This window comes from Pseudochelatococcus contaminans (genome assembly GCF_014195635.1).
Lineage (GTDB): Bacteria > Pseudomonadota > Alphaproteobacteria > Rhizobiales > Beijerinckiaceae > Pseudochelatococcus > Pseudochelatococcus contaminans.
In genome coordinates this window covers 534,070-557,206 of the sequence record NZ_JACICC010000001.1, presented here as the reverse complement: position 1 = coordinate 557,206, position 23,137 = coordinate 534,070, and the positions used below count along the sequence as shown (strand labels likewise).

At 60.1% G+C, this 23,137-nt stretch carries 21 protein-coding genes and 1 tRNA gene; 7 read left to right on the top strand and 15 right to left on the bottom strand.

Annotated elements, in window-relative coordinates; genetic code table 11:
• Positions 1-48: 48 nt before the first annotated feature.
• Together dnaJ and dnaK are read right to left on the bottom strand one after the other, a co-directional pair.
• A complete protein-coding gene (gene dnaJ / locus FHS81_RS02365; RefSeq protein ID WP_183750406.1) occupies positions 49-1,188 on the bottom strand; it encodes a molecular chaperone DnaJ in 1,140 nt (379 codons plus the stop codon).
• A gap of 123 nt (positions 1,189-1,311) precedes the next feature.
• Positions 1,312-3,231 carry a molecular chaperone DnaK gene (gene dnaK, locus FHS81_RS02360; RefSeq protein WP_183750405.1) on the bottom strand — a complete coding sequence of 640 codons (1,920 nt, stop codon included), beginning with the start codon at positions 3,229-3,231 and terminating at the stop codon, positions 1,312-1,314.
• A gap of 473 nt (positions 3,232-3,704) precedes the next feature.
• On the opposite strand from dnaK, the gene FHS81_RS02355 reads away from it, so the two are divergent.
• From FHS81_RS02355 to FHS81_RS02340, 4 genes are all read left to right on the top strand, one after another.
• Positions 3,705-4,508, top strand: coding sequence for a hypothetical protein (locus FHS81_RS02355; RefSeq protein WP_183750404.1), 804 nt, complete (start codon positions 3,705-3,707; stop codon positions 4,506-4,508).
• Between the two features lie 87 nt (positions 4,509-4,595).
• Positions 4,596-4,988 carry a hypothetical protein gene (locus FHS81_RS18645; RefSeq protein WP_210281496.1) on the top strand — a complete coding sequence of 131 codons (393 nt, stop codon included), beginning with the start codon at positions 4,596-4,598 and terminating at the stop codon, positions 4,986-4,988.
• A gap of 75 nt (positions 4,989-5,063) precedes the next feature.
• Entirely contained in the window at positions 5,064-7,439 is a 2,376-nt protein-coding gene (locus FHS81_RS02345; protein ID WP_183750402.1) for a UvrD-helicase domain-containing protein, read from the top strand.
• 59 nt (positions 7,440-7,498) lie between these two features.
• On the top strand, positions 7,499-8,431 hold the full coding sequence (locus tag FHS81_RS02340) for a 50S ribosomal protein L11 methyltransferase (protein ID WP_183750763.1): 933 nt from the start codon (positions 7,499-7,501) through the stop codon (positions 8,429-8,431).
• Positions 8,432-8,538: 107 nt separating this feature from the next.
• Here the strand turns inward: FHS81_RS02340 and kdsA are convergent, their stop codons facing one another.
• The 5 genes from kdsA to tpiA form a co-directional block, all read right to left on the bottom strand.
• On the bottom strand, positions 8,539-9,396 hold the full coding sequence (gene kdsA / locus FHS81_RS02335; protein ID WP_183750401.1) for a 3-deoxy-8-phosphooctulonate synthase: 858 nt from the start codon (positions 9,394-9,396) through the stop codon (positions 8,539-8,541).
• Positions 9,397-9,427: 31 nt separating this feature from the next.
• On the bottom strand, positions 9,428-9,829 hold the full coding sequence (locus FHS81_RS02330; protein WP_183750400.1) for a DUF350 domain-containing protein: 402 nt from the start codon (positions 9,827-9,829) through the stop codon (positions 9,428-9,430).
• Between the two features lie 229 nt (positions 9,830-10,058).
• Positions 10,059-11,687, bottom strand: coding sequence for a CTP synthase (gene pyrG, locus FHS81_RS02325; RefSeq protein WP_183750399.1), 1,629 nt, complete (start codon positions 11,685-11,687; stop codon positions 10,059-10,061).
• 187 nt (positions 11,688-11,874) lie between these two features.
• The gene (secG, locus tag FHS81_RS02320) at positions 11,875-12,285 is read right to left on the bottom strand and encodes a preprotein translocase subunit SecG (protein WP_183750398.1); all 411 of its coding nucleotides are present in this window, start codon (positions 12,283-12,285) and stop codon (positions 11,875-11,877) included.
• Positions 12,286-12,666: 381 nt separating this feature from the next.
• Entirely contained in the window at positions 12,667-13,428 is a 762-nt protein-coding gene (gene tpiA / locus FHS81_RS02315; RefSeq protein WP_183750397.1) for a triose-phosphate isomerase, read from the bottom strand.
• 288 nt (positions 13,429-13,716) lie between these two features.
• Here tpiA and FHS81_RS02310 point away from each other — a divergent pair, with 288 nt between their 5' ends.
• Positions 13,717-14,394, top strand: coding sequence for a hypothetical protein (locus tag FHS81_RS02310; protein ID WP_183750396.1), 678 nt, complete (start codon positions 13,717-13,719; stop codon positions 14,392-14,394).
• Between the two features lie 128 nt (positions 14,395-14,522).
• Here FHS81_RS02310 and FHS81_RS02305 read toward each other — a convergent pair whose 3' ends face one another.
• The 5 genes from FHS81_RS02305 to FHS81_RS02285 form a co-directional block, all read right to left on the bottom strand.
• On the bottom strand, positions 14,523-14,978 hold the full coding sequence (locus tag FHS81_RS02305) for a hypothetical protein (RefSeq protein WP_183750395.1): 456 nt from the start codon (positions 14,976-14,978) through the stop codon (positions 14,523-14,525).
• 10 nt (positions 14,979-14,988) lie between these two features.
• Positions 14,989-15,312 carry a hypothetical protein gene (locus FHS81_RS02300; RefSeq protein ID WP_183750394.1) on the bottom strand — a complete coding sequence of 108 codons (324 nt, stop codon included), beginning with the start codon at positions 15,310-15,312 and terminating at the stop codon, positions 14,989-14,991.
• Between the two features lie 320 nt (positions 15,313-15,632).
• Positions 15,633-15,708 (bottom strand) — tRNA-Phe (locus FHS81_RS02295).
• Between the two features lie 150 nt (positions 15,709-15,858).
• Positions 15,859-16,080, bottom strand: coding sequence for a DNA gyrase inhibitor YacG (locus FHS81_RS02290; RefSeq protein ID WP_183750393.1), 222 nt, complete (start codon positions 16,078-16,080; stop codon positions 15,859-15,861).
• Between the two features lie 11 nt (positions 16,081-16,091).
• Positions 16,092-16,772, bottom strand: coding sequence for a Maf-like protein (locus FHS81_RS02285; protein WP_183750762.1), 681 nt, complete (start codon positions 16,770-16,772; stop codon positions 16,092-16,094).
• 361 nt (positions 16,773-17,133) lie between these two features.
• Here FHS81_RS02285 and FHS81_RS02280 point away from each other — a divergent pair, with 361 nt between their 5' ends.
• Positions 17,134-17,523, top strand: a complete 390-nt coding sequence (locus FHS81_RS02280) for a hypothetical protein (protein ID WP_183750392.1) — start codon at positions 17,134-17,136, stop codon at positions 17,521-17,523.
• Between the two features lie 60 nt (positions 17,524-17,583).
• Here FHS81_RS02280 and pssA read toward each other — a convergent pair whose 3' ends face one another.
• The 3 genes from pssA to FHS81_RS02265 all read right to left on the bottom strand — a co-directional run bounded on the left by pssA (position 17,584) and on the right by FHS81_RS02265 (position 20,457).
• Positions 17,584-18,447 (bottom strand): CDP-diacylglycerol--serine O-phosphatidyltransferase, encoded by an 864-nt coding sequence (gene pssA / locus FHS81_RS02275; protein ID WP_183750391.1) that lies wholly within the window; start codon positions 18,445-18,447, stop codon positions 17,584-17,586.
• Positions 18,448-18,499: 52 nt separating this feature from the next.
• Positions 18,500-19,198, bottom strand: coding sequence for a phosphatidylserine decarboxylase (locus FHS81_RS02270; protein WP_183750390.1), 699 nt, complete (start codon positions 19,196-19,198; stop codon positions 18,500-18,502).
• A gap of 572 nt (positions 19,199-19,770) precedes the next feature.
• Complete coding sequence (locus FHS81_RS02265) at positions 19,771-20,457, bottom strand: Crp/Fnr family transcriptional regulator (protein WP_183750389.1); 687 nt, start codon at positions 20,455-20,457, stop codon at positions 19,771-19,773.
• 780 nt (positions 20,458-21,237) lie between these two features.
• Between FHS81_RS02265 and FHS81_RS02260 the strand changes: the two genes are divergently transcribed.
• Complete coding sequence (locus FHS81_RS02260) at positions 21,238-23,115, top strand: ABC-F family ATP-binding cassette domain-containing protein (RefSeq protein WP_183750388.1); 1,878 nt, start codon at positions 21,238-21,240, stop codon at positions 23,113-23,115.
• The last annotated feature ends 22 nt before the right edge of the window (positions 23,116-23,137 follow it).

The following is a 23,137-nucleotide window of genomic DNA, read 5'->3' as shown; positions in this document are numbered from 1 at the left end:
TATCGTTCCTGATTGTCATCCGCCAGATTGCAGACCAAGCCGGACATGTCAGCTGTTGCCGCCGAGCCCGTCGAAAAATTCCTTCACGCGGGAAAAGAAACCGGCGCTCTCTGGATGCGTATCGCGTGACGATTCCTGATCGAACTCAGCCAGCAATTCCTTCTGGCGGCGCGTGAGATTCTGCGGCGTTTCCACCACCACCTGAATGTAGAGATCGCCGAAATCGCGTGTCCGCAGAACAGGCATGCCCTTGCCGCGCAGACGGAACTGCTTGCCGGTTTGCGTTCCTGCCGGCACCTGCACACGCACTTCCTGTCCCGCCAGCGTCGGCACGTCGAACTCCCCGCCGAGCGCCGCCGTCACCATGGACACCGGCACGCGGCAAAACAGATCGGCCCCATCACGCTGGTAAAGCTCATGCGGGCGCACGGACAGGAAAATATAGAGGTCACCTGCCGGCCCCCCTCTCAACCCGGCCTCGCCCTCGCCGGTCAGGCGAATGCGCGTGCCATCCTCGACACCCGGCGGGATGTTGATCGACAGGGAGCGATTGCTCGTGGTGCGGCCACTTCCGGAGCAGACATCGCACGGATCTTCGATGATTTGCCCACGGCCCTGACAGGTGGGGCAAGTGCGCTCGATCGCGAAGAAACCCTGCTGCGCACGCACCCGCCCCGCCCCGCCACATGTCGGGCACTGACGAGGCCGCGAGCCGGCCTTGGCGCCGCTACCCGAGCACGCTTCGCAGACGATGGATACAGGAATTTCGATGGTTTGGTTCTTGCCGGTAAAGGCTTCCTCAAGCGTGATCTCGAGGTTGTAGCGCATATCCGCGCCGCGTTCGCGCCCACCGGCGCCGCGCTGGCGGGCGCCACCACGCGTATCTCCGAAGAACGTATCGAAGATATCGGTCATGAAATCGGAAAAATCGTTGCCGAAGCCCGGTCCGCCTGCCCCGCCCTGCTCGAAAGCGGCATGGCCATACCTGTCGTAAGCGCCCCGCTTCTGCGGGTCTTTCAGCACTTCGTATGCTTCGTTGATTTCCCTGAACTGGATTTCGGCAGAGACATTGCCCGGGTTTCTATCCGGGTGGCACTGCATCGCAAGCTTACGGAACGCAACCTTGATCTCCGTCTCAGACGCGGTGCGTGTGATCCCGAGTACTTCGTAAAAATCCCGTTTGCCCATACAGATTCTGCCCTACGAAAATCCGGGCGGTCCAAACCGCCCGACGATCTCGTTCAAATACCCGCGCTGATGCCAGCCTTGAAAAGAAGCAGGCCCCGGCGCTGCCGCCGGGGCCTGACTGGATCAGTTCTTCTTTTTGCCGTTCTCGTCGACTTCCTGGAAGTCAGCGTCGATCACGTCTTCGGTCTGGCCATCGGCCTTCGCCTCGCCCTCGCCGGCCTGACCGGCTTCGTCGCCCTGGCTGGCCTTGTAGATGGCCTCACCAAGCTTCAACGAAGCCTGAAGAAGATCATTGGTGCGGGCCTTGATGGCCTCGGCATCCTCGCCTTCCAGCGCGGTGCGCAGATCGGTGATGGCCGTTTCGATAGCGGTCTTTTCGGCAGCGCCGACCTTGTCGCCATGCTCGTCGACAGACTTCTGCGTCGAGTGGATCAAGCCCTCGGCATTGTTCCGTGCCTCGACCAGTTCACGACGCTTCTTGTCGTCGGCAGCATGCGATTCGGCGTCCTTGACCATCTTCTCGATGTCGGCGTCGGACAGACCGCCAGACGCCTGGATGCGGATCGTCTGTTCCTTGTTGGTCGCCTTGTCCTTGGCCGAAACGTTGACGATGCCGTTGGCGTCGATGTCGAACGCAACCTCAACCTGCGGCACGCCGCGCGGTGCGGGCGGGATGCCGATCAGATCGAACTGGCCCAGCAGCTTGTTGTCGGCTGCCATTTCACGCTCGCCCTGGAAGACCCGGATGGTGACCGCCGTCTGGTTGTCGTCGGCGGTGGAGAACACCTGGCTCTTCTTCGTCGGAATCGTCGTGTTGCGGTCGATGAGACGCGTGAACACGCCACCGAGCGTCTCGATGCCAAGCGACAGCGGCGTTACGTCGAGCAGCAGCACGTCCTTGACGTCGCCCTGCAGAACACCAGCCTGAACAGCAGCGCCGATAGCAACGACTTCGTCAGGGTTCACGCCCTTGTGCGGCTCTTTGCCAAAGAACTGCTTGACGACTTCCTGCACCTTCGGCACGCGCGTCATGCCACCGACCAACACGACCTCATCGATGCTGCCGGGCTGGAGGCCAGCGTCCTTGAGCGCCTTGCGGCAAGGCTCAATCGTGCGCTCGATCAGATCCTCAACCAGCGATTCGAACTTGGCGCGGGTCAGCTTCAGCGCGAGGTGCTTCGGGCCAGATGCATCCGCCGTGATGTACGGCAGGTTGATCTCGGTCTGCTGCGCGGACGACAGCTCGATCTTGGCCTTCTCGGCTGCTTCCTTGAGGCGCTGGAGAGCGAGCTTGTCCTTGCGCAGGTCAATGCCCTGCTCGCGCTTGAATTCGTCAGCCAGATACTCGACCAGACGGTTGTCGAAATCCTCACCGCCGAGGAACGTGTCACCGTTCGTCGACTTCACCTCGAAAACGCCGTCGCCGATTTCGAGAATCGACACGTCGAACGTACCGCCGCCAAGGTCATAAACAGCGATCGTGCCGGCTGCCTTCTTGTCCAGACCATAGGCAAGAGCGGCCGCGGTCGGCTCGTTGATGATGCGCAGCACTTCAAGACCGGCGATCTTGCCGGCATCCTTGGTGGCCTGACGCTGGGCGTCGTTGAAGTACGCGGGAACGGTGATCACCGCCTGCGTCACCGGCTGGCCGAGGTGTGCCTCAGCCGTTTCCTTCATTTTCTGAAGGATGAAGCCGGAAATCTGCGAAGGCGAGTATTCCTTGTCGCCGGCCTTGACCCAGGCGTCGCCGTTCGGGCCGCGCACGATCTTGTAGGGAACAAGACCCATATCCTTCTGCGTCAGCGGATCGTCGAAGCTGCGGCCGATCAGGCGCTTGATAGCGAAGAACGTGCGGTCGGGATTCGTCACCGCCTGGCGCTTGGCAGGCTGGCCGACGAGGCGCTCGCCGTCGTCCGTGAATGCAACGATGGAGGGCGTCGTGCGCGAGCCTTCCGCGTTCTCGATAACTTTCGGCGTCGAGCCATCGATGATGGCGACGCAGGAGTTGGTGGTGCCCAGATCGATACCGATAACCTTACCCATGGAGATCCCTCAATGTTCAAGCAGACCGCCGCGCCGGACCCCGAAGCGATCCGGTTAATGGCTTACTGGAAACTGGCATTGGCGAACCCGGAAAGGGTCCGCATGTATAATTTGCGTGTCGGCGGCGTATATAGGCCCGCCTTGCCCATCCCGCAAGCCTGCCGGACGAAAAGCCGTGCAGACACCGGAGGGTGTGGGGCATCCCCACAGGGCGAGGCCTCGTCGCCTGTCCCTCAGGTGGACACTCAAGCTTCACTTCGCAAGTGCTGCGGGCATCTCAATGCAACAAATTCCTTTATCAGACAGGCGCAAAAGCGAAAACCAGCCGCGGATTGTCCGAAAACTTGTTATGCGTATTTAGTATGTGTTTATCCAACGGCGCTACTCTCACAGTCGAACACACGCGACTATCCAACCGAGGCACTGCCGCGATGTCCATGATGCCGTCCCTGATAATGCCATCGTTGATACTGATGATTGCTTCTATGGTCTTGATAGCGGAGGCAAAAGCGCAGGTATCCGGCCCTCTGGTTCTGCCCGGCGCTGTGCCGCCGGCGGCGGAGGTGCCGCCCGATGCCACACGCCGCGCGCCGCAGCGCCCACGGGGCGAGAGCACACAGGCTTCAACCTTGCCGCGCGGCATAAAGGACGCCAAGCATTATCATCACGGCAGCGCGCCGGGTACACAGGGCGAACTCGAAATAATCGGGCAACTCCCCGGTACGCTCGGTCTGCATATTACGGCCACGGGCCGCGTCATTTCTTCTCCCGGCGAAACATGCGCTATCGACCTTGGCGCAGATAGCCCCGCCCCGATGCTGCGTATCGAGGAACGGTACAGAACGACCCGATACCGCCTGCAATCGCCCGTGTGCCCGCTGGTGGTGGAGTTGCTGCCGAATTCAGTCCGAATCTCGATTCCGGATGGCGAGTGCGCCTTCGTGCGGGCAGATTGCCGCCTGTCGCCGGATGGTGTCTGGGGGCCGACGGCGGAAGACCTGATGGGCCGGACAGCCGCCATCGAACGGCAGCGCGGACGGGCGGAAAACGAAATGCGCGACACCAGCCGCAAATTGTTGCGCCGCTTGTCCGGCGAGGATCAGCGTCAGGTGGCGGCCGAGCAGGCAGCCTTTTCATCCGAGCGCACCACGACATGCCGCAGCTACGTTGGCGAGGATCAACACGGCTTCTGCGCGGCTGAACTGACCTCCGCCCGGGTGGAGCACCTCAAGCAACGCTACGAACAAACGCCGGAGCGCCCACCCCGCAACCGCTAGAGCCCCGCCCGCAGAACACCGCTAGTGCCGCGGCGACTGAATGCCGATAGACGGCGCCGGCATCGGCGGAAACTGCTGCTGGCGCAATTGCTGGTCACGAAGCTGGTTATACTGGAACTGCTGCTGCTGCGACCGTTGCTGATTATCGAGCTGCTGCTGAATCTGACGGCTGCTGTCGCGAAGCTCGAACTGCTGCCTGTTTGTCTGCGCCAACGCCACGCCGCCCATGGCAAATGCCATGCAAAAGGCTATTGCAGGCACCAGATATCGTTTTCCGGCTTGCCGGGGCTTGATGGCCGCTGCATTCATCGTCATGCTTCTCCTGATCATGCCCGCTGGCGGCAGGGAAACGCGCCATTGGCGTTGTGTGTTCCTGTGCAGTATATAGTGCGTTGCTCCATGGTGCGCGAGAACGATCATGACGGCATAAAGCCATTTCCGTTCAAGCCGGTCCGTCGCACTGGACCCAGGTTGCGGTAACATACAGAATTTAGAGCGCTTGTTCTGATTCCATCAGACCATCCGGCGCTCTGGAACCGAAAGCGCTTCAAGTCCGTGCCTCATTCCCATTTCGATCCGCCTTATAACGATTCGCCCTCTGCCGATTCCGCTCCTGCCAGTTCGCCTCTTTCCTTAAGCGAGCGGGCACGACAGGCCGCGCGGCCGGCTGATTCGTATCTGACCGGTCTCAACCCGGAACAGCGGCGCGCGGTCGAGACCATCGAGGGGCCGTTGCTTGTGCTGGCCGGCGCGGGCACGGGCAAAACGCGGGTGTTGACGACGCGCATCGCGCATATCATCGCCACCGGCACGGCGTTCCCGTCGCAGATTCTGGCCGTGACCTTCACCAACAAGGCCGCGCGCGAGATGAAAGAGCGCATTGGCCGGCTGGTTGGCTCCGTGGCCGAAGGCATGCCCTGGCTGGGGACTTTCCACTCCATCGGCACGAAAATTCTGCGCCGTCACGCCGAGCTTGTCGGCTTACGCAGCGATTTCACGATTCTGGACACCGACGACCAGATTCGTCTGCTGAAGCAGATTTTGCGGGCCGAGAACATCGACGACAAGCGCTGGCCGGCCCGCCAGCTCGCCAACGTTATCGATAGCTGGAAAAACCGCGCCATCACGCCCGACCGCGTGTCCGCCGGCGAGGCGCACAGCTTCGCCCAGGGCCGTGCGGCAGAGCTTTACAAGATGTATCAGGAGCGGCTGAAGGTTCTCAATGCCGCCGACTTCGGCGACCTGCTCGTTGAAACCATTCGTCTGTTCCGCGAGAACCCGGATGTGCTGGCCAACTACCAGCAGCGATTCCGTTATATATTGGTCGATGAGTATCAGGACACCAACGTCGCCCAGTATCTCTGGCTGCGTCTGCTGGCGCAGGGGCGGCACAACATCTGTTGTGTAGGTGACGACGACCAGTCCATCTACGGCTGGCGCGGCGCGGAGGTCGATAACATCCTGCGCTTCGAGCACGATTTTCCGGGCGCTGGCGTTGTGCGGCTGGAGCGTAACTATCGTTCGACGGCGCACATCCTCGCCACTGCCTCGCACCTCATCGCCCACAACGAAGGCCGGTTGGGCAAGACCCTGCGCACCGAGGACGATCCCGGCCAGCGCGTCACCATCACCGGGGCGTGGGATTCGGAGGAGGAGGCCCGCCAGATTGGCGAGGCCATCGAGAATGCGCAATCGCGCGGCGATGACCTGTCGCAGGTTGCCGTGCTCGTGCGCATTTCAGCCCAGATGCGCGAGGTCGAAGACCGATTCGTCCAGCTTGGTCTTCCCTACCGCGTCATAGGCGGCCCGCGCTTCTATGAACGGCTCGAAATTCGCGATGCGATGGCCTATCTGCGCTGTGTCGTGTCGCAGGCGGATGATCTCGCCTTCGAGCGCATTTTCAACACGCCCAAGCGTGGCCTTGGCGATGCGACCCTGCAGACCATGCATGCCTATGCCCGCCATGCTGGCGTGCCGCTGATGCAGGCCACCCGCGCCCTGCTGGAAACCGAGGAACTGAAGCCCCGGCAGCGCACAACGCTGCGCGACCTCATCGCCAACTTCGATCGGTGGTCCCGGCAACTGGAAACCCTGCCGCACACCGAACTCGCCGAAACCGTGCTGGAGGAATCGGGCTACACCGCCATGTGGCAGGCGGACCGTTCGCCTGATGCCGCCGGGCGACTGGAAAATCTGAAGGAGCTTGTGCGCTCGCTGGAAGAATTTCCCGATCTGCCGAGCTTCCTCGAACACGTCTCGCTGGTGATGGAAGCCGCCGAAAGCGATTCGGACGCCCGCGTGTCCATCATGACTCTGCATGCTGCCAAGGGGCTTGAGTTCGATACCGTATTTCTGCCCGGCTGGGAGGAGGGCCTGTTTCCCAACCAGCGCGCGCTCGATGAGCAGGGCCGCGCCGGGCTGGAAGAAGAGCGCCGCCTCGCCTATGTCGGCATCACGCGGGCGCGTAAATCGGCGCGGATCATGTTCGCCTCGAATCGGCGCATCCACGGGCTGTGGAATGCCACCGCTCCCTCACGTTTCATCGATGAATTGCCGGAAGCGCATGTCGAGGTGACGGAAGCACCGGCGGCCTATTCCTACGGCGGCTATGCCCGCAACCGTTTCGATCAGGCTGCCGGTTCCTTCGGCTCCACCTATGACACGCCGGGCTGGACGCGGGCGCGGCAGAACACGCCGAACACCGGACATGCAACGTCACCCGGCGGGCGGCGCGGCGGCAACCGCGTGATTGAGGGCGAGATCGTCGCCCGGTCGAGCGGGCCATCATCGACGTTCAAACCGGGCGACCGTGTCTTCCACCAGAAGTTCGGTCCCGGTACGGTCGAAAGCTGCGAGGGCAACAAACTTGCCATCGAGTTCGATAAAGCCGGCCGTAAAACCGTGGTCGACAGCTTCGTGAAACCGGCGTAAAGCCAACCCATCCGCTTGCTTGCAATTTCTGTTCAGATCCAAGGTAAACCTTAATGCCGATGTACGAGGGCATGTTGCCGCCCAACCCTACCCACGTGCTGCGTTTCGATACTGACGAAAACGCCGCCCGCGCCATGGCGGATGTCCTCGGAGAAATTTTTGATCCGGTTGAAACGGCAGTGGCCGCGTTTGAAACCGAGGAAGGCGTCTGGCACGTCGAGGCTTACTTCGCCCATTCGCCGGATGAAGATGCCGTGCGGGATCTGCTGCGCATCGTCATCGGGGACAAGGCTGACGGGATTGTCTTTTCCGCGCTCGCGCAGAAGGACTGGGTCAAATCCAGCCTTGACGGCCTGAAGCCGGTGCGCGCCGGGCGCTTCCTCGTGCACGGCAGCCACGACAGGCATACCGTCAAGACCAACGACATCGCCATCGAGATCGATGCGGCGCTGGCTTTCGGCACCGGACACCACGGCACCACGCTGGGCTGCCTGCTGGCGCTGGTCGACGAGTTGCGCCGCCGCCGGCCATTGCGGGTTCTCGATGTCGGCACAGGCACCGGCATTCTGGCTCTTGCGGCAGCGCGGGCGTTGCGGCAGGAGACGATTGCGGGCGACATCGACCCCGTCGCGGTTGAGGTTGCGCGCGACAATGCCCGCCTCAACGGCGCGGCCAACCACATCCGCTATTACGCCGCTCCGGGTGTGCGTCATGCGCTGGCAGACCGCTCCCGCCGGTTCGATCTGGTCTTCGCCAACATTCTTGCAAAACCGCTTCGCCAACTCGCCCCGGCTATCGCGGGCGTGTTGAGCGGGCCGGGCACTTTGGTCCTATCCGGCCTTCTGGCGCGCGACGTGCCCGGCGTTCTGTCAGCCTATGCAGCACAGGGACTGCGCCTCAGCCGCAGGACAGATCGTGAAGGCTGGGCAACGCTGGTGCTGAAGCGCGGCGGCGTCGCACCGCGCCCGCGCAAATCATTGCAGAACGCCTGAGACACGTGCCGCTCCGGCGCATCTGCCACTCCAGATCATCCCGTCGAGTTGCATCCCAGCTCGACGGATATTTCTGAGCGAAAGTGCGGCTGGCAGGCGCAGGACGCTCAGTCCCGTCCCTTCACCAGCGCGTCGATCGCCAACAATTGCCGCAGCAACGCTTCCAGCTGGTTGAGAGGCACCATATTCGGCCCGTCAGATGGTGCGGCATCCGGGTTCTCGTGCGTCTCGATGAATACGCTCGCCACGCCAACAGCGACAGCTGCGCGGGCCAGCACGGGAACGAACCGCCGTTCGCCGCCCGACGAAGCCCCCTGTCCGCCCGGCTGCTGCACGGAGTGAGTCGCGTCGAAAATCACCGGCGCACCCGTGGTTTCGGCCATGATAGGCAGTGAACGCATATCGCTGACGAGGGTGTTATAGCCGAAGGAGGCTCCGCGCTCCGTCAGCAGCACATCCTGATTGCCGCTTTGCCTGATCTTCGCCGCAACATGGCGCATGTCCCACGGAGCCAGAAACTGGCCCTTTTTGACATTGACCGCCCGGCCCGTCGCTGCCGCAGCAACGAGCAAATCCGTCTGCCGGCACAGGAAAGCGGGGATCTGCAACACGTCCACCGCCTCGGCAACGGCGGCGCATTGATCGGGCAGATGCACGTCCGTCAGCACGGGCAGCCCAAGTCTCTCGCGAATTTCCGCGAACACCGGCAGCGCCTCTTCAAGGCCGACGCCGCGCGCCGCGTTGATGGACGTGCGGTTTGCCTTGTCGAACGACGTCTTGAACACGACGCCGATGCCGACACGCTCTGCGATCTCCTTGATCGCGGCTGCCGTCTCCAGCGCATGTTCACGGCTTTCGAGCTGGCACGGACCGGCGATAAGGGCGAGCGGCAACGCGTTGCCGAACCGGACAGCACCAGCCCCCTCGCCCACGGTTACGACCGTTTGCACAATTTCGTCCGCCATGGCCGTTCCTTTCAGCGCGAGCCGTCAAGCCCTAGATCGTCATGCAGGCAGAGTTGGCGATACCAGCTGCCAGCGATACCGCGCCCAGAAATGTCGCTGCACCGATCTCGCCATCCGCGATGCGCCGTGTAAGATCCGGGATGACAATGCGGGCAAAGCCATAGGCAAGGATCTGCACCACAATAGCGATGATGCCCCAGAACACCAGATCGACCAGCGTGTTGGTGTTGACGATGGCGCTCGACAGCGGCACGGCAAAACCGACAAGGCTCAGGCCGAGCGACAAGGCAGCCGAAATGACATTGCGGCGGATGAGCGTGAATTCGTTATGCGCCGTCGCGAAAGTGTAAATCAGCAGATAAAGCCCGATGAGGAGCGTGGCGATAATGAAATCGATCAGAAAATCGATGAATTGAGCCAGTGTCGTGACCATTTTCCTATCACCATCACTTGATGCCGGCACCCGAACGGGCACCTCTGTCTGCCGCTTTCGCGACCCGGAAAAATGCCGAACGTCAACACAATCGCGCGTTCAGCAAACTTTTGATTGAGAGCGAACTCTTGTCGATCAGATGGTTCCACCTGACCGGAACGCACTTCTATTTCCTATAATGCCGCAACTCGCACTCAATTCGATGAAGCGGCACGACCGCAAACAGGCTCTACACCAGACGGCTCTGCTTGACTGCCGCCGCGATGAAGCTGCTGAACAGCGGGTGGGGATCGAACGGCCGCGACTTCAACTCCGGATGGAACTGCACACCGACGAACCACGGGTGATCTGCCCGCTCGACGATCTCCGGCAACAGCCCATCCGGCGACATACCCGAAAAACGCAGCCCGGCCGCTTCAAGCCGTTCGCGATAAGCCAGGTTCACCTCATAGCGATGCCGATGACGCTCCGAAATCTCGCGAGCGCCATAGATTTCCGCAACACGGCTGCCCTCATCGAGAATGGCCTTATAGGCTCCCAATCGCATCGTCCCGCCAAGATCACCGTCTGCCATGCGGGTTTCAAGCGCATCGCCCTTCGCCCACTCGGTCAACAGGCCGACGACCGGCTCTTCAGCCGGGCCGAATTCCGTGGAATTGGCATGGGCAATGCCGGCCAGCGTGCGCGCCGTCTCGATCACCGCCATCTGCATGCCGAAGCAGATGCCAAGATACGGCACGTTATGCTCACGGGCGAAAGTCACGGCCTTGATCTTGCCTTCCGCGCCGCGCAGCCCGAAACCGCCGGGCACCAGAATGCCGTTAACGTGCTCCAGAAACGGCGTGGGGTCCTCGCGCTCGAAGATCTCGCTTTCGATCCAGTCGAGGTTGACCTTCACGCGGTTATCGATGCCGCCATGGATCAGCGATTCGATCAGCGACTTATAGGCATCCTTGAGGCCGGTATATTTGCCGACGATGGCGATCGTGACCTCGCCTTCAGGGTTCTTCACCCGCTCGGCGATTCTCACCCAACGGTCGATATCCGGCTGGGGAGAGCCTTCGATGCCGAAAGCATCGAGAACCTCGTTATCAAGGCCCTCATTGTGGTAGGCGATCGGCACATCATAAATCGATGCGACATCGCGCGCCTCGATTACCGCGCTTTCACGCACGTTGCAGAACAGCGACAGCTTGCGCCGCTCCTCCACAGGGATCGCCCTGTCGGTGCGGCACAGCAGGATATGAGGCTGGATACCAATGGAACGAAGCTCCGCGACCGAGTGCTGCGTCGGTTTGGTCTTCAACTCCCCGGCCGCCGGAATATAAGGCAGCAGCGTCAGGTGAAGGAAGACGGCGTGGTTGCGCGGCAGTTCCTGGCCAAGCTGGCGAATGGCCTCAAGGAAGGGCAAACTCTCGATATCGCCGACCGTGCCACCGATCTCGACGAGCACAAAATCGGTATCGTCATTGCCGGCGAGGACGAAGTCCTTGATAGCGTTGGTGACGTGGGGAATGACCTGAATGGTCGCCCCCAGATACTCGCCGCGCCGCTCACTGGTGAGAATGTCAAGATAGAGCCTGCCGGTGGTGACGTTATCTTCGCGGGTGCATGGCCGACCGGTAAAGCGCTCATAATGGCCAAGGTCGAGATCGGTCTCGGCGCCGTCGTCGGTTACGAAGACTTCCCCGTGCTGATACGGGCTCATCGTACCCGGATCGACGTTGAGATACGGATCGAGCTTGCGCAGCCTCACGCGATAGCCACGCGCCTGCAATAGAGCGCCGAGCGCGGCAGAGGCAAGCCCCTTGCCAAGAGAAGAAACAACGCCGCCAGTGATGAATACGTACCGCGCCATGGAGATTCTCATCCCCTCCCGTCATGTCATTGATAGGCGCAACGACTTGCCTTTGTCACGCCGATTGCGGCGAAAATTCCGCCCAATCCAAAGAGAAAGGGCCGGAACCCCCGGCCCTCCTGGAGCATGTCCGGGAAAACGGCCACCGCCCCTCCCCAGACAACTTTCCGCATAACGCCCCGCCGGCTTATTCCGCGTTAGGAACCTGAGGCCCGGTCGGCGCGGGCGGCGCTGCGGGAGACGGCACCTGCGGGGCTTCGCTCTCCTGCAACTGCTGCAAACGCTCGAAACCGCTATCGCCGGACGGCGCGCCGCCGGGTGTCGCCGCACCTGGCACCGTGGCACCATCGAAAATCGAACGAGGCCCGGATTGCTGGTTCGCAAGGATCGTCAATGCAAGGCTGGTGATGAAGAAAAGACCCGCGAGAATCGCCGTGGTGCGCGTGAGGACATTCGCCTGTCCGCGCCCGGTCATGAAGCCGCCGCCACTGCCACCGCCGCCCATGCCGAGCGCTCCCCCTTCGGAGCGCTGCAACAGCACCACGACAACGAGCGCCAGTACGATAATAAGATGAACGACGATCAAAACGCTTTGCATATCATAATCCAAGCCGGTCAGAACGATAGCCGGTCACAACCCGGAAACCCGGTCACGGCTGAGGCCGCCCGGGCATGGGGGAAGCATTCGGTCATTTGGACAGGAGAAGACTCGAAAAGCCGCCGCCTGTCAACGCCAAGGGAAGAATCCAAGAAAAGCTCGGAAACCCCAAGAAAGGCCAGCGCCCGAACGTCGGGACCATGCTGTAACATAAACGTCGTCAAGTCGCAAAGTGCGTTGATAAAACGTTCCACGACAAATCCGCTACCATATCATCGGAAAAAATGGCCCGAATCCAACCTGTTACACTCTGGCCCTCTCAACCAGGGCGACGCAGCGAGACAGGCAATTTTTCCGCCCCTCCCCTGCGCGGTGCGCGGATCAGCGATAATACTCCGCAATCGCGAGAAAATCAGCGGCGTCAAGGCTCGCACCGCCCACCAGCGCCCCGTCGACATTCGCGACCGATAGCAGATCGAAGGCATTGTCCGGCTTCACCGACCCGCCATAAAGAATCCGAATCGCCGCGCCCTCGTCGCCATACCGCGCCGTCAGCACATCCCGGATTGCCGCATGGACCTCGGCCACCTGCGGAGGCATGGCTGTGAGGCCGGTGCCAATCGCCCAGACGGGCTCGTAGGCCACCACGAGATCATGCCGGTCGGCAGTTTCCGGCAGGGAACCGGCGAGTTGCGCGCGCACGATAGCCAGCGCATCGCCGCTCTCGCGCTGGGCGCGGGTCTCCCCAACGCAGACGACCGGCGTCAGGCAGGCCTCCCGCGCGGCAAGCGCCTTGGCGCGCACAACGGCATCCGTCTCACCATGATCCGCGCGTCGCTCCGAATGACCAACGATGACATATGTCGCGCCGGCATCGGCAAGCTGAACCGCGGAGATATCGCCGGTATGCGCCCCTGCGGCCTCCACGTGACAATCCTGCCCACCGACGGCAACCCCGGATCCGACCGCCACAACGCCGAAGGTGACTGTCAGCGTCGCTGGCGGGCATACCAGGATGTCGAGCTTCTTGCGCAGGGCCGCATCGTAACCCTGAGCGATCGACGCAAATACGCGTGCCGACAGCTTGAGGCCGTTCATCTTCCAGTTGCCCGCTACAAGCGGGCGCGGTCGCGCCTGCGGCATGCTATTCCTCATTCAAGCAAGGATTCTTCCACCCCACCTTATCGAGGAAACTAACGCAGGTGAAGAACCTTACCTGCATCACGATCCAAGACCAACAGGCAAGATCAACAGGAAAGACCGCCTATATGCCAAACATAATGATGGTGTGGCGACACTGCTCGTCATCAAACCTGAGCCGGCCCCGTGCAAGCTGGTAGCCGCAGGAGCCTGCCTGCCTGTGGAAATTCTTTACAGCTTGTCAGTTATCCCAAAAATACAGCGATATCACCGGAACGGAAGGGACGAGCCTTGAACGCTGACGTGGTGTGGGCACTGGAACTGAGTGCGGGCGTTTTCAGCACGCTGATAGCCGCTTTCATGGGTGCAAAGGTTGCCTTTGCCCTGGAGCGCAGGCGCGATGCCGAAAAACAACGGGATCAGGATGCCGATGGCTTGCAAGCAGCAATATTCGTGCTTTGTCGGCAGTTGACACTCGTATCCCACCTTCAGACCAACTCACTCGATGGCCTCCGTGACGATGAGGATCGTCACTTGCTGCTGCCACCGATGTCAGCCAAGCTCATCATGAGTACTCGTATCGACTTCAACTGGGTATCGCACATGCTAAGGGGCCATGAAGACTGTGCAGGACTCGCTTTTCTGTTCATCGCGTCGGATGACAGCATCGACATGCTCTATCAGGTCGCGGAAGCCAGACGCTCATTTTTCATGTCGCATATTCAACCCCGCCTCGAAAAAGCCGGCATCACGGAGCTGAAGAACGACCGCAGGCATCTGGACCGGAGCCTTTACGACGAGGCAGACGCTGTATTGCTGCAACAATATACCGACAAGCTTTATGATGCATGCGACGCGGCTGTGCGACATCTTGAGCAAGGGCTCGCGGAAGCAAAACGCATTTCTCCAGCTGCATTTCCCGGCTATGATTTCAAATTCGTTTTGCCGCACTGGGTGCAACAAAAGTAACGAAATATCACATGGCGATGTGAGCACCGGCTTTCCCAAAGCGGGATTGAACTAACATCATGGATGCATTCCGGCGCACCGATATCGCGCCGGAATAAATTGATGAAAAGCCAAATACAGCGCCTTATCTACTTGAGATAGACAGGCGCGCCTTCCGGCTTGTCCTTGAACTTGCCAGCATCTTCGCAAAACACCGTCTTGTCGGTGTGAGCTTCGGCAATGAAAAGCCCATAACGCGCGCCGAAAGAAATCAGAATAGCGGCTTTCCGCTCTTCAACCTGTTCGGCTGACAGATTTTTATCCGACACCGACAGCACGTCATTCAGCGTCGCCGCAACCGCAGCATTATCAAGCTTATGGGCATCACAGACGCGGACAGCGGCAGCCTGATAGGCCAGCTGCGTCAATTTAGCGAACTGGCGCTCGTCAAGCAGCTTGCCCTCTGATTCGAGAACGTCCTCCCACGCGGCGTGCAAACGGCTGCTGTTTTCGTCGGCCGTGGCGGGGGCTTGCGCGTGGGCTGCGCCCGCACACAGTGCGAAAGCAAGACCAAGAGCTGCGGCAATAGAGTTTTTGCTGAGCATCGTCATCCCCTTACCGATCGCCATAGATGCGTGCCGTCCACCACGGGGAAAAGCCCCGGCCATCCTGATAGCAGGCCTGCTGCGCCGGATAGCATGCAATCCCCCGTTCCGGGAAGAAGGGCGGCGGAGGCGGACCATAAGCCGGTGGTGGCGGCGGGCCATCGAAACCGGGAGGCGGCGGAGCAAACGGCGGCGGAGGCGGACCATAAATGACGTGATCGCGCGGCCCGCTGTCAGCGGCAACTGCCGCCCCCACAGCCAGACCAAGAACTCCCGCCGCAATTGCCGCGCCAACATTGTTGTGAGCCGCAGCCGGAGCCGCATAAACTGACATAACACCTGCGATGACAACTGCAGATGTCAGACAACGTGTCCGGAAACCTCTCATCCACCAGTCCCCTTTCGTACCAAATCCGGAAGGGACGTTGACGCCATTTCGACATCCGGGTCAACCCCCGCACGGAACGTCAGGTTGGCTGGAAGTATACACAAGCCAGCGGACATCGCATTTGCAGAGTCCAGATACTCAGTCCCGGTATGTAGCGGATAGGCTTGAACAATTATGTTTTCAGGACGTCAGGCAAGGATATGCAACCTGCACACAGCCAACGCACCGGCTGCTAAAATGACTTATCGTATATAAATGGGGAAAAGTGGTGCCCAGAGCCGGAATCGAACCAGCGACACTGCGATTTTCAGTCGCATGCTCTACCAACTGAGCTATCTGGGCATTCTGCGTTGGAAGCGTTTTAAACGCCCCGCGTCATTCGGTTGTTATAGAGACAACATTTTTCGATGTCCAGCCTCTCCGGCACCATAAAGGTGAATTTGTCCACAGGGCGGCGATGATTGACCCGGCGAAAAGAGATGCGGGTAGGCTTTATATATCGTCATCGTTATCGCGTGTATCACCGTCCGAGGCGGGAATGGCGTAGCTGCCGGAAAACCACCGATGCAGATCGACATCGGCACAACGGCGCGAGCAGAAGGGACGCCAGCGCAACTCGGTCGGTTTGCCGCAAATCGGGCACTTACCACCTGCTGGCGAGCTGACGCTCTCATTGTCGTTGACGGCCTCTGGATCATTGACGGTATCGGGCATGATGCGGAGCCTTACAGTTCAAGGTTCAGCCACTGACGGTGGACGGGGTACCCCTCACCGGCCAGCAACGCCGCAGTTTCATAGAGCGGCAGCCCGACAACGCCGGAATACGATCCAACCAGCTTGACCACAAAAGAGCCGGCCAGCCCCTGAATGGCATAGCCGCCAGCCTTGCCGCGCCACTCACCGCTGGCGATATAGCCATCGACCTCCGCCCGCGACAGCGCCTTGAAGCGCAGCCGCGTCTCGATTACGCGATCCCGCTCCCGCCCTTTCGGCGAGACGATCGCCAGTGCCGTGTACACACGATGGGTACGACCGGAAAGCAGACGCAGACAATCCGTCGCTTCTTCCGCAACCTCGGCTTTCGGCAGGATGCGCCGCCCGACCGCGACAACCGTATCGGCCGCCACGATGAAGGAGCCGGAAATCGCATCGCCCTCCTTGCGCCGCGTCTTGAGCAGTTCGCGAACCGCCGCAGCCTTGGCGCAGGCGACACGGCGGGCGTAATCGCGCGGTTTCTCGCCCCGCCTGGGCGTTTCATCAATGTCGGCAGGCAGCAGCAAATCGGGAACGATGCCGATTTGCTCAAGCAATGCCAACCGGCGCGGGGAAGCTGAGGCCAGAACAAGCTCAGGCCGCCAGCTTTCGCGCTCGCGCACTTCAACCGCTGGCCTGCCAGCTTGCTCCACCGGCGCACTTTCGGTCACAATGTCACGCACGGCTGCTTCATCCGGCCGGTTCCCGATATTGCTCAACAAACCTTCTCCCAAAAACCTTTTCACAAAACGTTAGAGCAGTTTGCGTTCAAGTCGATCCATCGAGTTGAACGCAAGTTGCGGTAGAATATAGAATCTGAAACGTTTGTTTTGATTCCATCGGAACATCCCGCGATCCACAAGCGAAAACGAGCCGCCATTTCACCGTGAGGGCTTATCATGGAACCGCACAGGGCGAAATGAATTGGTGAAACGGTTATCGTCGATTGTCGTGATGCGGACACGTCCTATCGATAAGCGATAAAGCAACTCCGTTTTTAGATGTGGAAACATCATGTCAGCCAAGCACCCCTTCTCGAAGCATATTCCCTCCCCGCTCACCAACAAGCGGCTTGCGGACGCAACCGAAACGGCGCAGGCGACGGCCATGACCATCGCCATCCGATGGCCGGAGTTCGTCTACGACACCATGGACCCTACGCACAAGATGAGCGCCGAAACACGCCGCGCGTTCACAGAAAAGGCCGCCGTCGCCATGGAGGCCGGGCTTGTCGCGACGCAGGCATGGCAGCGGTTGTGGATCGACATGGCATTTGGTCGCGTGCAGGCGAAAGAGCTGCCGCAGAAAATCATGCACATAGCCGACACAAGCTCCGCACCCGCCCGCCGGCGCGTCAAGGCAAATGCCCGCCGCCTGACAGCGCAGCGGTTGAAGGGCAAATAAGCTCCCGTGGCAGGCAAGCCCGTCCCGGAAGCGGCGGGGGCAACGATGCCGGGCTCCGTTTTACGGATCCCGCGCATCTTCCGCGGGTGCGGCGTCCACTGCTGCCGGTGAGGATTTCCGTGCTGCCAAGGAGGCTTTTTCCGCCTTCTCCCGTGCGCGATAGCGCATAGCGCCGAAAGGCAGCGATACGAGATAAGCGATGGTGGCGAGCGCCAGCACGTGAAACGGGAAACTCACCAACAGCGCCGACAGCAGCACCACCACCACGAACAGCGGCAGCACCATATCGCGCGCGATGCGCTGGCCGAGCGTTTTCCCGGAATATGTCGGGATGCGGCTCACCATCAAAAGCCCGATAGCCACCGTATAAATCGCGACGACAGGCGCAGCGAGTTCCCCGACAGGCCAGACGATGAAATGCAGATAAACCGGCAGCAGCACGGTCAGTGCGCCGGCGGGCGCGGCCATGCCGACGAAATAGTTCTTTTGCCACTCGGGCCGGCCGGGATCGTCCAGCATCACATTGAAACGCGCCAGACGCAGAGCGGCGGCTATGGCGTAGATGATCGCCGCGATCCACCCCAGCGACTTCATCTCATCCAGAATGAACACGTAGAGCAAGAGCGCGGGCGCGACGCCAAAATTGACGAAATCCGACAGCGAATCAAGCTCCGCACCGAAGCGCGACGTACCCTTGAGCAGACGCGCCACGCGGCCATCAGCCCCGTCCAGCACGGCGGCCAGCAGGATGGACAACATGGCGAGTTCAAGCCTGCCCTCAATGGCCATCCTGATAGCCGTCAGGCCCAGGCAAAGAGCCAGCAGCGTGATGACATTGGGAACGAGAAGTCGGAGCGGAATGGGACGAAAGCGGCGGCGCGGCTCATCCGGGTCCGGAACGAAAGGCGGAAAGAGATCACTCATGCGTGCAAGTCATACATGAACAGCGGCCGCCGGAAAACCGAAACCAGCCACCTCAAGCCGCCCGGAAGACACGCGGAGTCTGCTCGGCAAACAGATCCGCCAGCACCGTCTCACCGGCCACGGTTCGCTGTCCGAGGCCCACGAGCGGCTGCACCTCCGGCGGCAGATAGATATCCAGCCGGGAGCCGAAACGGATCAGACCAAAACGCTCGCCCGCTTGCAAGGTATCGGCCTCGCTGACGAAACACACGATACGCCGCGCGATGAGGCCGGCGATCTGAACCACACCGATGCGCGTCTCGCCCGACAGAATGACAAGGCCATTGCGCTCATTGTCTTCACTTGCCTTGTCGAGATCCGCGTTGATAAAAATACCTGGCGTGTACACGACGCGCTCGACAATGCCGTCTACCGGGCTGCGATTCACATGGCAGTCGAACACGCTCATGAAGATCGACACCCGCATCAGCGGCGCTTCGCCCAGTCCCAGTTCCGGGGGCGGCAAAACTTCGCCGATCGCACTGACCCGCCCGTCAGCCGGGGCGATCACCAGCCCGGGCCTAACCGGCGTGTGACGTTCAGGATCGCGAAAAAAGTAGCAGATCCAGAGCGTGATAATGAGCCCTATCCAGCCCAGCGGCGACCAAAGCTGCCCGAGAACGAGCGAGGCGACCGCCGAGATGGCGATGAAGGGATACCCCTCCTTATGGATAGGCGTGAGCCCCTGCCTGATGGAATCGTAAACTGACATACTTTAAAGACCTCGGCTCCGGATGGCACAACGAACCGCATCGGCCCGCCAGAACATACTCTCTAAACCGCTTTCAAGCAAAACGAATACCGCCCTGCGTGGATAAAGCGCATCGATTCCACACTTATAGATTTCAGACTTCCAGCGGAAAACTGAAAAGCTATAGAACGGCTTGCTGTCAAGTCGATCCGCAGGATCGAGTTCAGGCCGCCATGCAATAAACCGTCTGCTGAAGCGTTTCCAAGTAAAGCGGTATGTGCTTTGCTTGAAAACGCGTAAAATCAATGTGATAGAGCATTTCTGCGTTTCAATGAAATGCCGAAATGATCTGGATGCACTCCGATTCGCTCGAAGGTGGCGCACCTGTCTGTCACACCATATATTGCTTGCGGGAAAATTGCGTAGCCGGACATAAAAGTAGCGCAGACAACACGACACGCGAACACACACATCGCAGCGCGACGTTTTCTTGTCCGGCTAAATCAAGGCTCGTGACATGACCTCGCGCAACTGCTGCATAACGTCGGACGGACACATGGCCATATGTACTATGTTACTCGGGCCGACCGGGATCACCCTACTTCCCGCATGGCGTTGCTCACCCTGTCCCGCAACACCTCCGGCTGGCGAAGAACCAGCGCCCCCCGCGTGCGCTCAACGATGCCATCCCGCGACAGCGTCGTAAACTCGCGTGTGACCTGCTCCCGGCGGCAGCCGATTCTGGCGGCGAGAACATGATGATAGGGCGGCGGCGAAATCACCAGTTCGCCCGGATGCCCATTGCGTGGTACGGATAAACGCAACAACTCCGCATAGAGCCTGTGGCGCAGGTCCAGTATGGCATGCTCCGTCAGCCGCGCATTAAGCTCGCGTACGCGCTGCGCCAGAAGGCGCAATAACCGCTCCGTCACGACCGGCGACGACAGAACGATGTCACGAAAAACATGAGCCGGCACAACACATACTTCGCCCTGCGTCAAAGCCGCGACATTCGCTGACCGCCCCACACCGTCGATGGCCGCAAGTTCGCCAAAAAACTGCCCGGCGCGCATATCGTCGAGGATAATTTCGCGTCCCGCCTGTGTGCGCACCAGAACGCGCACTTCTCCGGCGACGAGAAAATAGACGTCGGTGGATTTTTCCTCATAATCTATAAGCACTTCGCCCGTCACAAAGCGGCGCCAGTGCAAACGCGGCGCAAACAATGCGAAGTCGATCCCGGCATCCTGAAAAAACGGCACGCGACCGAGATCACCCATTCCGGCACTCCAAAACTGGGCGGCTTCCTTATGAAAAACCGCTTGCGATACACATGAGCAGAACTATCCTGCCCTGATCGGGAAGAGACGTCTCCACTCCGCATATAATGTGCTACTGCGCCATTTTATGCGGACAAAAACAAAAATGTCGACTTTCAGCAGAAATCACGAGTCGGTGAAGCCAGAGCGTCAAACCATTCGACAGAATCGGCAATCGCGCTTCAGTATCTGCCTTCCACAGCCATAAACGTATATTTTCAGGGATTGGCCCGGACGTAACTTGCCGTCTTATACGGGAAATTTCGCGTCGACGGATGTGAGACAAAATAACTCAGTCAGCCTCCAGCACCGTTGCGTATTTGTCACAATTCCAGCCTGTCAACGGAACATTCCAATAATCGGCACAGGTCTCCCACAGGTGTTCCAACTCCGGAACGCAACGCAGCGTTAGTGGATTATCGCGGCAGAATAAGGGACTTATCGCCTGCATTTTCCTTATTGTCCACAAGTGCACCTATCTCGTTGCGATAATTGCTTTATATTTTTGCATACCTGTCAGAATCGCGTTATATGTTCGCTATTCATACTATAAATGATCTTGCTATGTCCACATTTTTCATAGGGTTCGCCATGCACCGGATCTGGATTTCTATCCCACGCGTTCTTTCCGATTCCCTGATGCATCATATGATGCAAGGCAACGGCAGCAGTCGATATTTTTTCGATAATTTCAGCGCACAGACTTTCCGCATTTGCTGCGGCTGATATGGTCGGCGGACCATGCTTCAGATCAATGACCTTACCTACCGGCTGGGTGACCGCCTTATTCTCGATCACGCGGATGCAGTGATTCCCGATGGTTCGCGTGTCGGCCTTGTCGGCCGGAATGGCGCGGGAAAAACCACACTTTTCAAGCTTTTGCTGGGCGAGCTTGCATCCGAAAGCGGCACGGCTTCGCTGCCTCGCGGACAGCGCATCGGCGCGGTGGCGCAGGAAGCGCCGGGCGGCCCCGAATCGCTGCTCGACGTGGTGCTGGCAGCCGACAAGGAGCGCGCCGCCCTGATCACCGAAGCTGAAAAAACCACCGACAACCTGCGTCGGGCGGAAATCGAAACACGGCTGGTGGACATCGACGCGCATTCCGCCCCGGCACGGGCGGCGAGCATTCTGCACGGCCTTGGCTTTGACGCCGAGGCGCAGGCACGGCCCTGTTCGTCGTTTTCCGGTGGCTGGCGCATGCGGGTTGCTCTCGCCGCCGTGCTGTTCACGGAACCGGATCTTCTGCTGCTCGATGAGCCAACGAACTATCTCGACCTCGAAGGCACTCTCTGGCTGTACGATTATCTTGCCCGTTATCCTCACACGGCGCTGATCATCAGCCACGATCGCGAATTGCTTGACGCCTGCGTGGATCACATCCTGCATCTCGATCGCGGCAAGCTGACGATTTATCGTGGTGGTTTCACGTCTTTTGACCGTCAGCGGCGGGAGAAAATGGCGCTTGTAGCCAAGGCCAGGGTCAAGCAGGAAGTGGAGCGCAAACACCTCCAAAGCTTCGTCGACCGTTTCCGCGCCAAAGCCACCAAGGCCAAGCAAGCGCAATCGCGTCTCAAGCGGCTCGAAAAGATGGAGCCTATCGCGGCAATCACGCAGGAAGAATCGATTCCCTTCCATCTCCCCGGTCCGGAAAAGCCATTGTCGCCGCCGATCATCGCGATGGAGAATGCTGCGGTCGGATATGGCGAGCGCATCGTGCTGGACCGGATCAACCTCACGCTGTCCCCGGATGACCGCATTGCCCTTCTCGGTTCCAACGGCAACGGTAAATCAACATTCGCCAAGTTATTGTCAGGCAGGATGGAGCCCATGAAAGGCGGGGTCACCCGTGCGGCCAAGCTGCGCGTAGCCTATTTTGCGCAGCATCAGCTTGAAGAATTGAACCCGGCGGCGACTCCCTTGCAGCATGTCGCCGCGCTGATGCCGGAAGCAACCGAAGCGCAGCAGCGATCACGGGCGGCCAGCCTCGGCTTTCCTGTCACCAAGGCAGATACGCCCGTGGCCCAATTGTCCGGCGGTGAAAAGGCGCGTCTCCTTCTGGGATTGGCTGCATTCAATGCCCCAAACCTCATTATTCTCGACGAGCCGACCAACCATCTGGATATCGACAGCCGGCAGGCGTTGATTGAAGCGATCAATGACTACACTGGCGCCGTGGTGCTCATCAGCCATGATCGCTTCCTGATCGAAGCCTGTGCAGACAGATTGTGGCTGGTGTCGAAAGGCTCGGTGAAGCCCTACGACGGCGATATGGACGATTATCGAAAACTCGTTCTTTCGGGGGACACCGCATCGACGCGTGATGCCGGAGCGACTGCACCATCGGGCGGGGAAAAGGCAGACCGCAGGCGCGCGGCCGCCCGGACGCGCACTGCGCTCGCTCCATTGCGTAAACGCATCGAGACACTCGAAGCCCGCATCGAAAAGCTCAGCGACGGTATCGCGAAAATCGACGCCGCCCTCGCCGCCCCCGATACGTTCAGCAAAAATCCGGAAAAAGCCGCCGAGCTGGCGCGGATGCGATCCGAAGCGGCAACGGCCCTCGCACTGGCCGAAGAGGAATGGCTCACCGTCTCATCGGAGATGGAATCGGCCTCCTGATATTTTGCCGCGCAAAGAAAAA

Coding starts and splice junctions, on each gene's coding strand:
- FHS81_RS02355 (WP_183750404.1), top strand. CDS start 3,705: ATGATTGCTTCTATGGTCTTGATAGCGGAGGCAAAAGCGCAGGTATCC.
- dnaJ (WP_183750406.1), bottom strand. CDS start 1,188: ATGGGCAAACGGGATTTTTACGAAGTACTCGGGATCACACGCACCGCG.
- pssA (WP_183750391.1), bottom strand. CDS start 18,447: ATGAGTGATCTCTTTCCGCCTTTCGTTCCGGACCCGGATGAGCCGCGC.
- FHS81_RS02260 (WP_183750388.1), top strand. CDS start 21,238: ATGCTTCAGATCAATGACCTTACCTACCGGCTGGGTGACCGCCTTATT.
- FHS81_RS02300 (WP_183750394.1), bottom strand. CDS start 15,312: ATGTCAGTTTATGCGGCTCCGGCTGCGGCTCACAACAATGTTGGCGCG.
- FHS81_RS02340 (WP_183750763.1), top strand. CDS start 7,499: ATGTACGAGGGCATGTTGCCGCCCAACCCTACCCACGTGCTGCGTTTC.
- pyrG (WP_183750399.1), bottom strand. CDS start 11,687: ATGGCGCGGTACGTATTCATCACTGGCGGCGTTGTTTCTTCTCTTGGC.
- FHS81_RS02265 (WP_183750389.1), bottom strand. CDS start 20,457: ATGGGTGATCTCGGTCGCGTGCCGTTTTTTCAGGATGCCGGGATCGAC.
- tpiA (WP_183750397.1), bottom strand. CDS start 13,428: ATGCCGCAGGCGCGACCGCGCCCGCTTGTAGCGGGCAACTGGAAGATG.
- dnaK (WP_183750405.1), bottom strand. CDS start 3,231: ATGGGTAAGGTTATCGGTATCGATCTGGGCACCACCAACTCCTGCGTC.
- FHS81_RS02305 (WP_183750395.1), bottom strand. CDS start 14,978: ATGCTCAGCAAAAACTCTATTGCCGCAGCTCTTGGTCTTGCTTTCGCA.
- FHS81_RS02280 (WP_183750392.1), top strand. CDS start 17,134: ATGTCAGCCAAGCACCCCTTCTCGAAGCATATTCCCTCCCCGCTCACC.
- FHS81_RS02330 (WP_183750400.1), bottom strand. CDS start 9,829: ATGGTCACGACACTGGCTCAATTCATCGATTTTCTGATCGATTTCATT.
- kdsA (WP_183750401.1), bottom strand. CDS start 9,396: ATGGCGGACGAAATTGTGCAAACGGTCGTAACCGTGGGCGAGGGGGCT.
- FHS81_RS02290 (WP_183750393.1), bottom strand. CDS start 16,080: ATGCCCGATACCGTCAATGATCCAGAGGCCGTCAACGACAATGAGAGC.
- FHS81_RS02270 (WP_183750390.1), bottom strand. CDS start 19,198: ATGTCAGTTTACGATTCCATCAGGCAGGGGCTCACGCCTATCCATAAG.
- secG (WP_183750398.1), bottom strand. CDS start 12,285: ATGCAAAGCGTTTTGATCGTCGTTCATCTTATTATCGTACTGGCGCTC.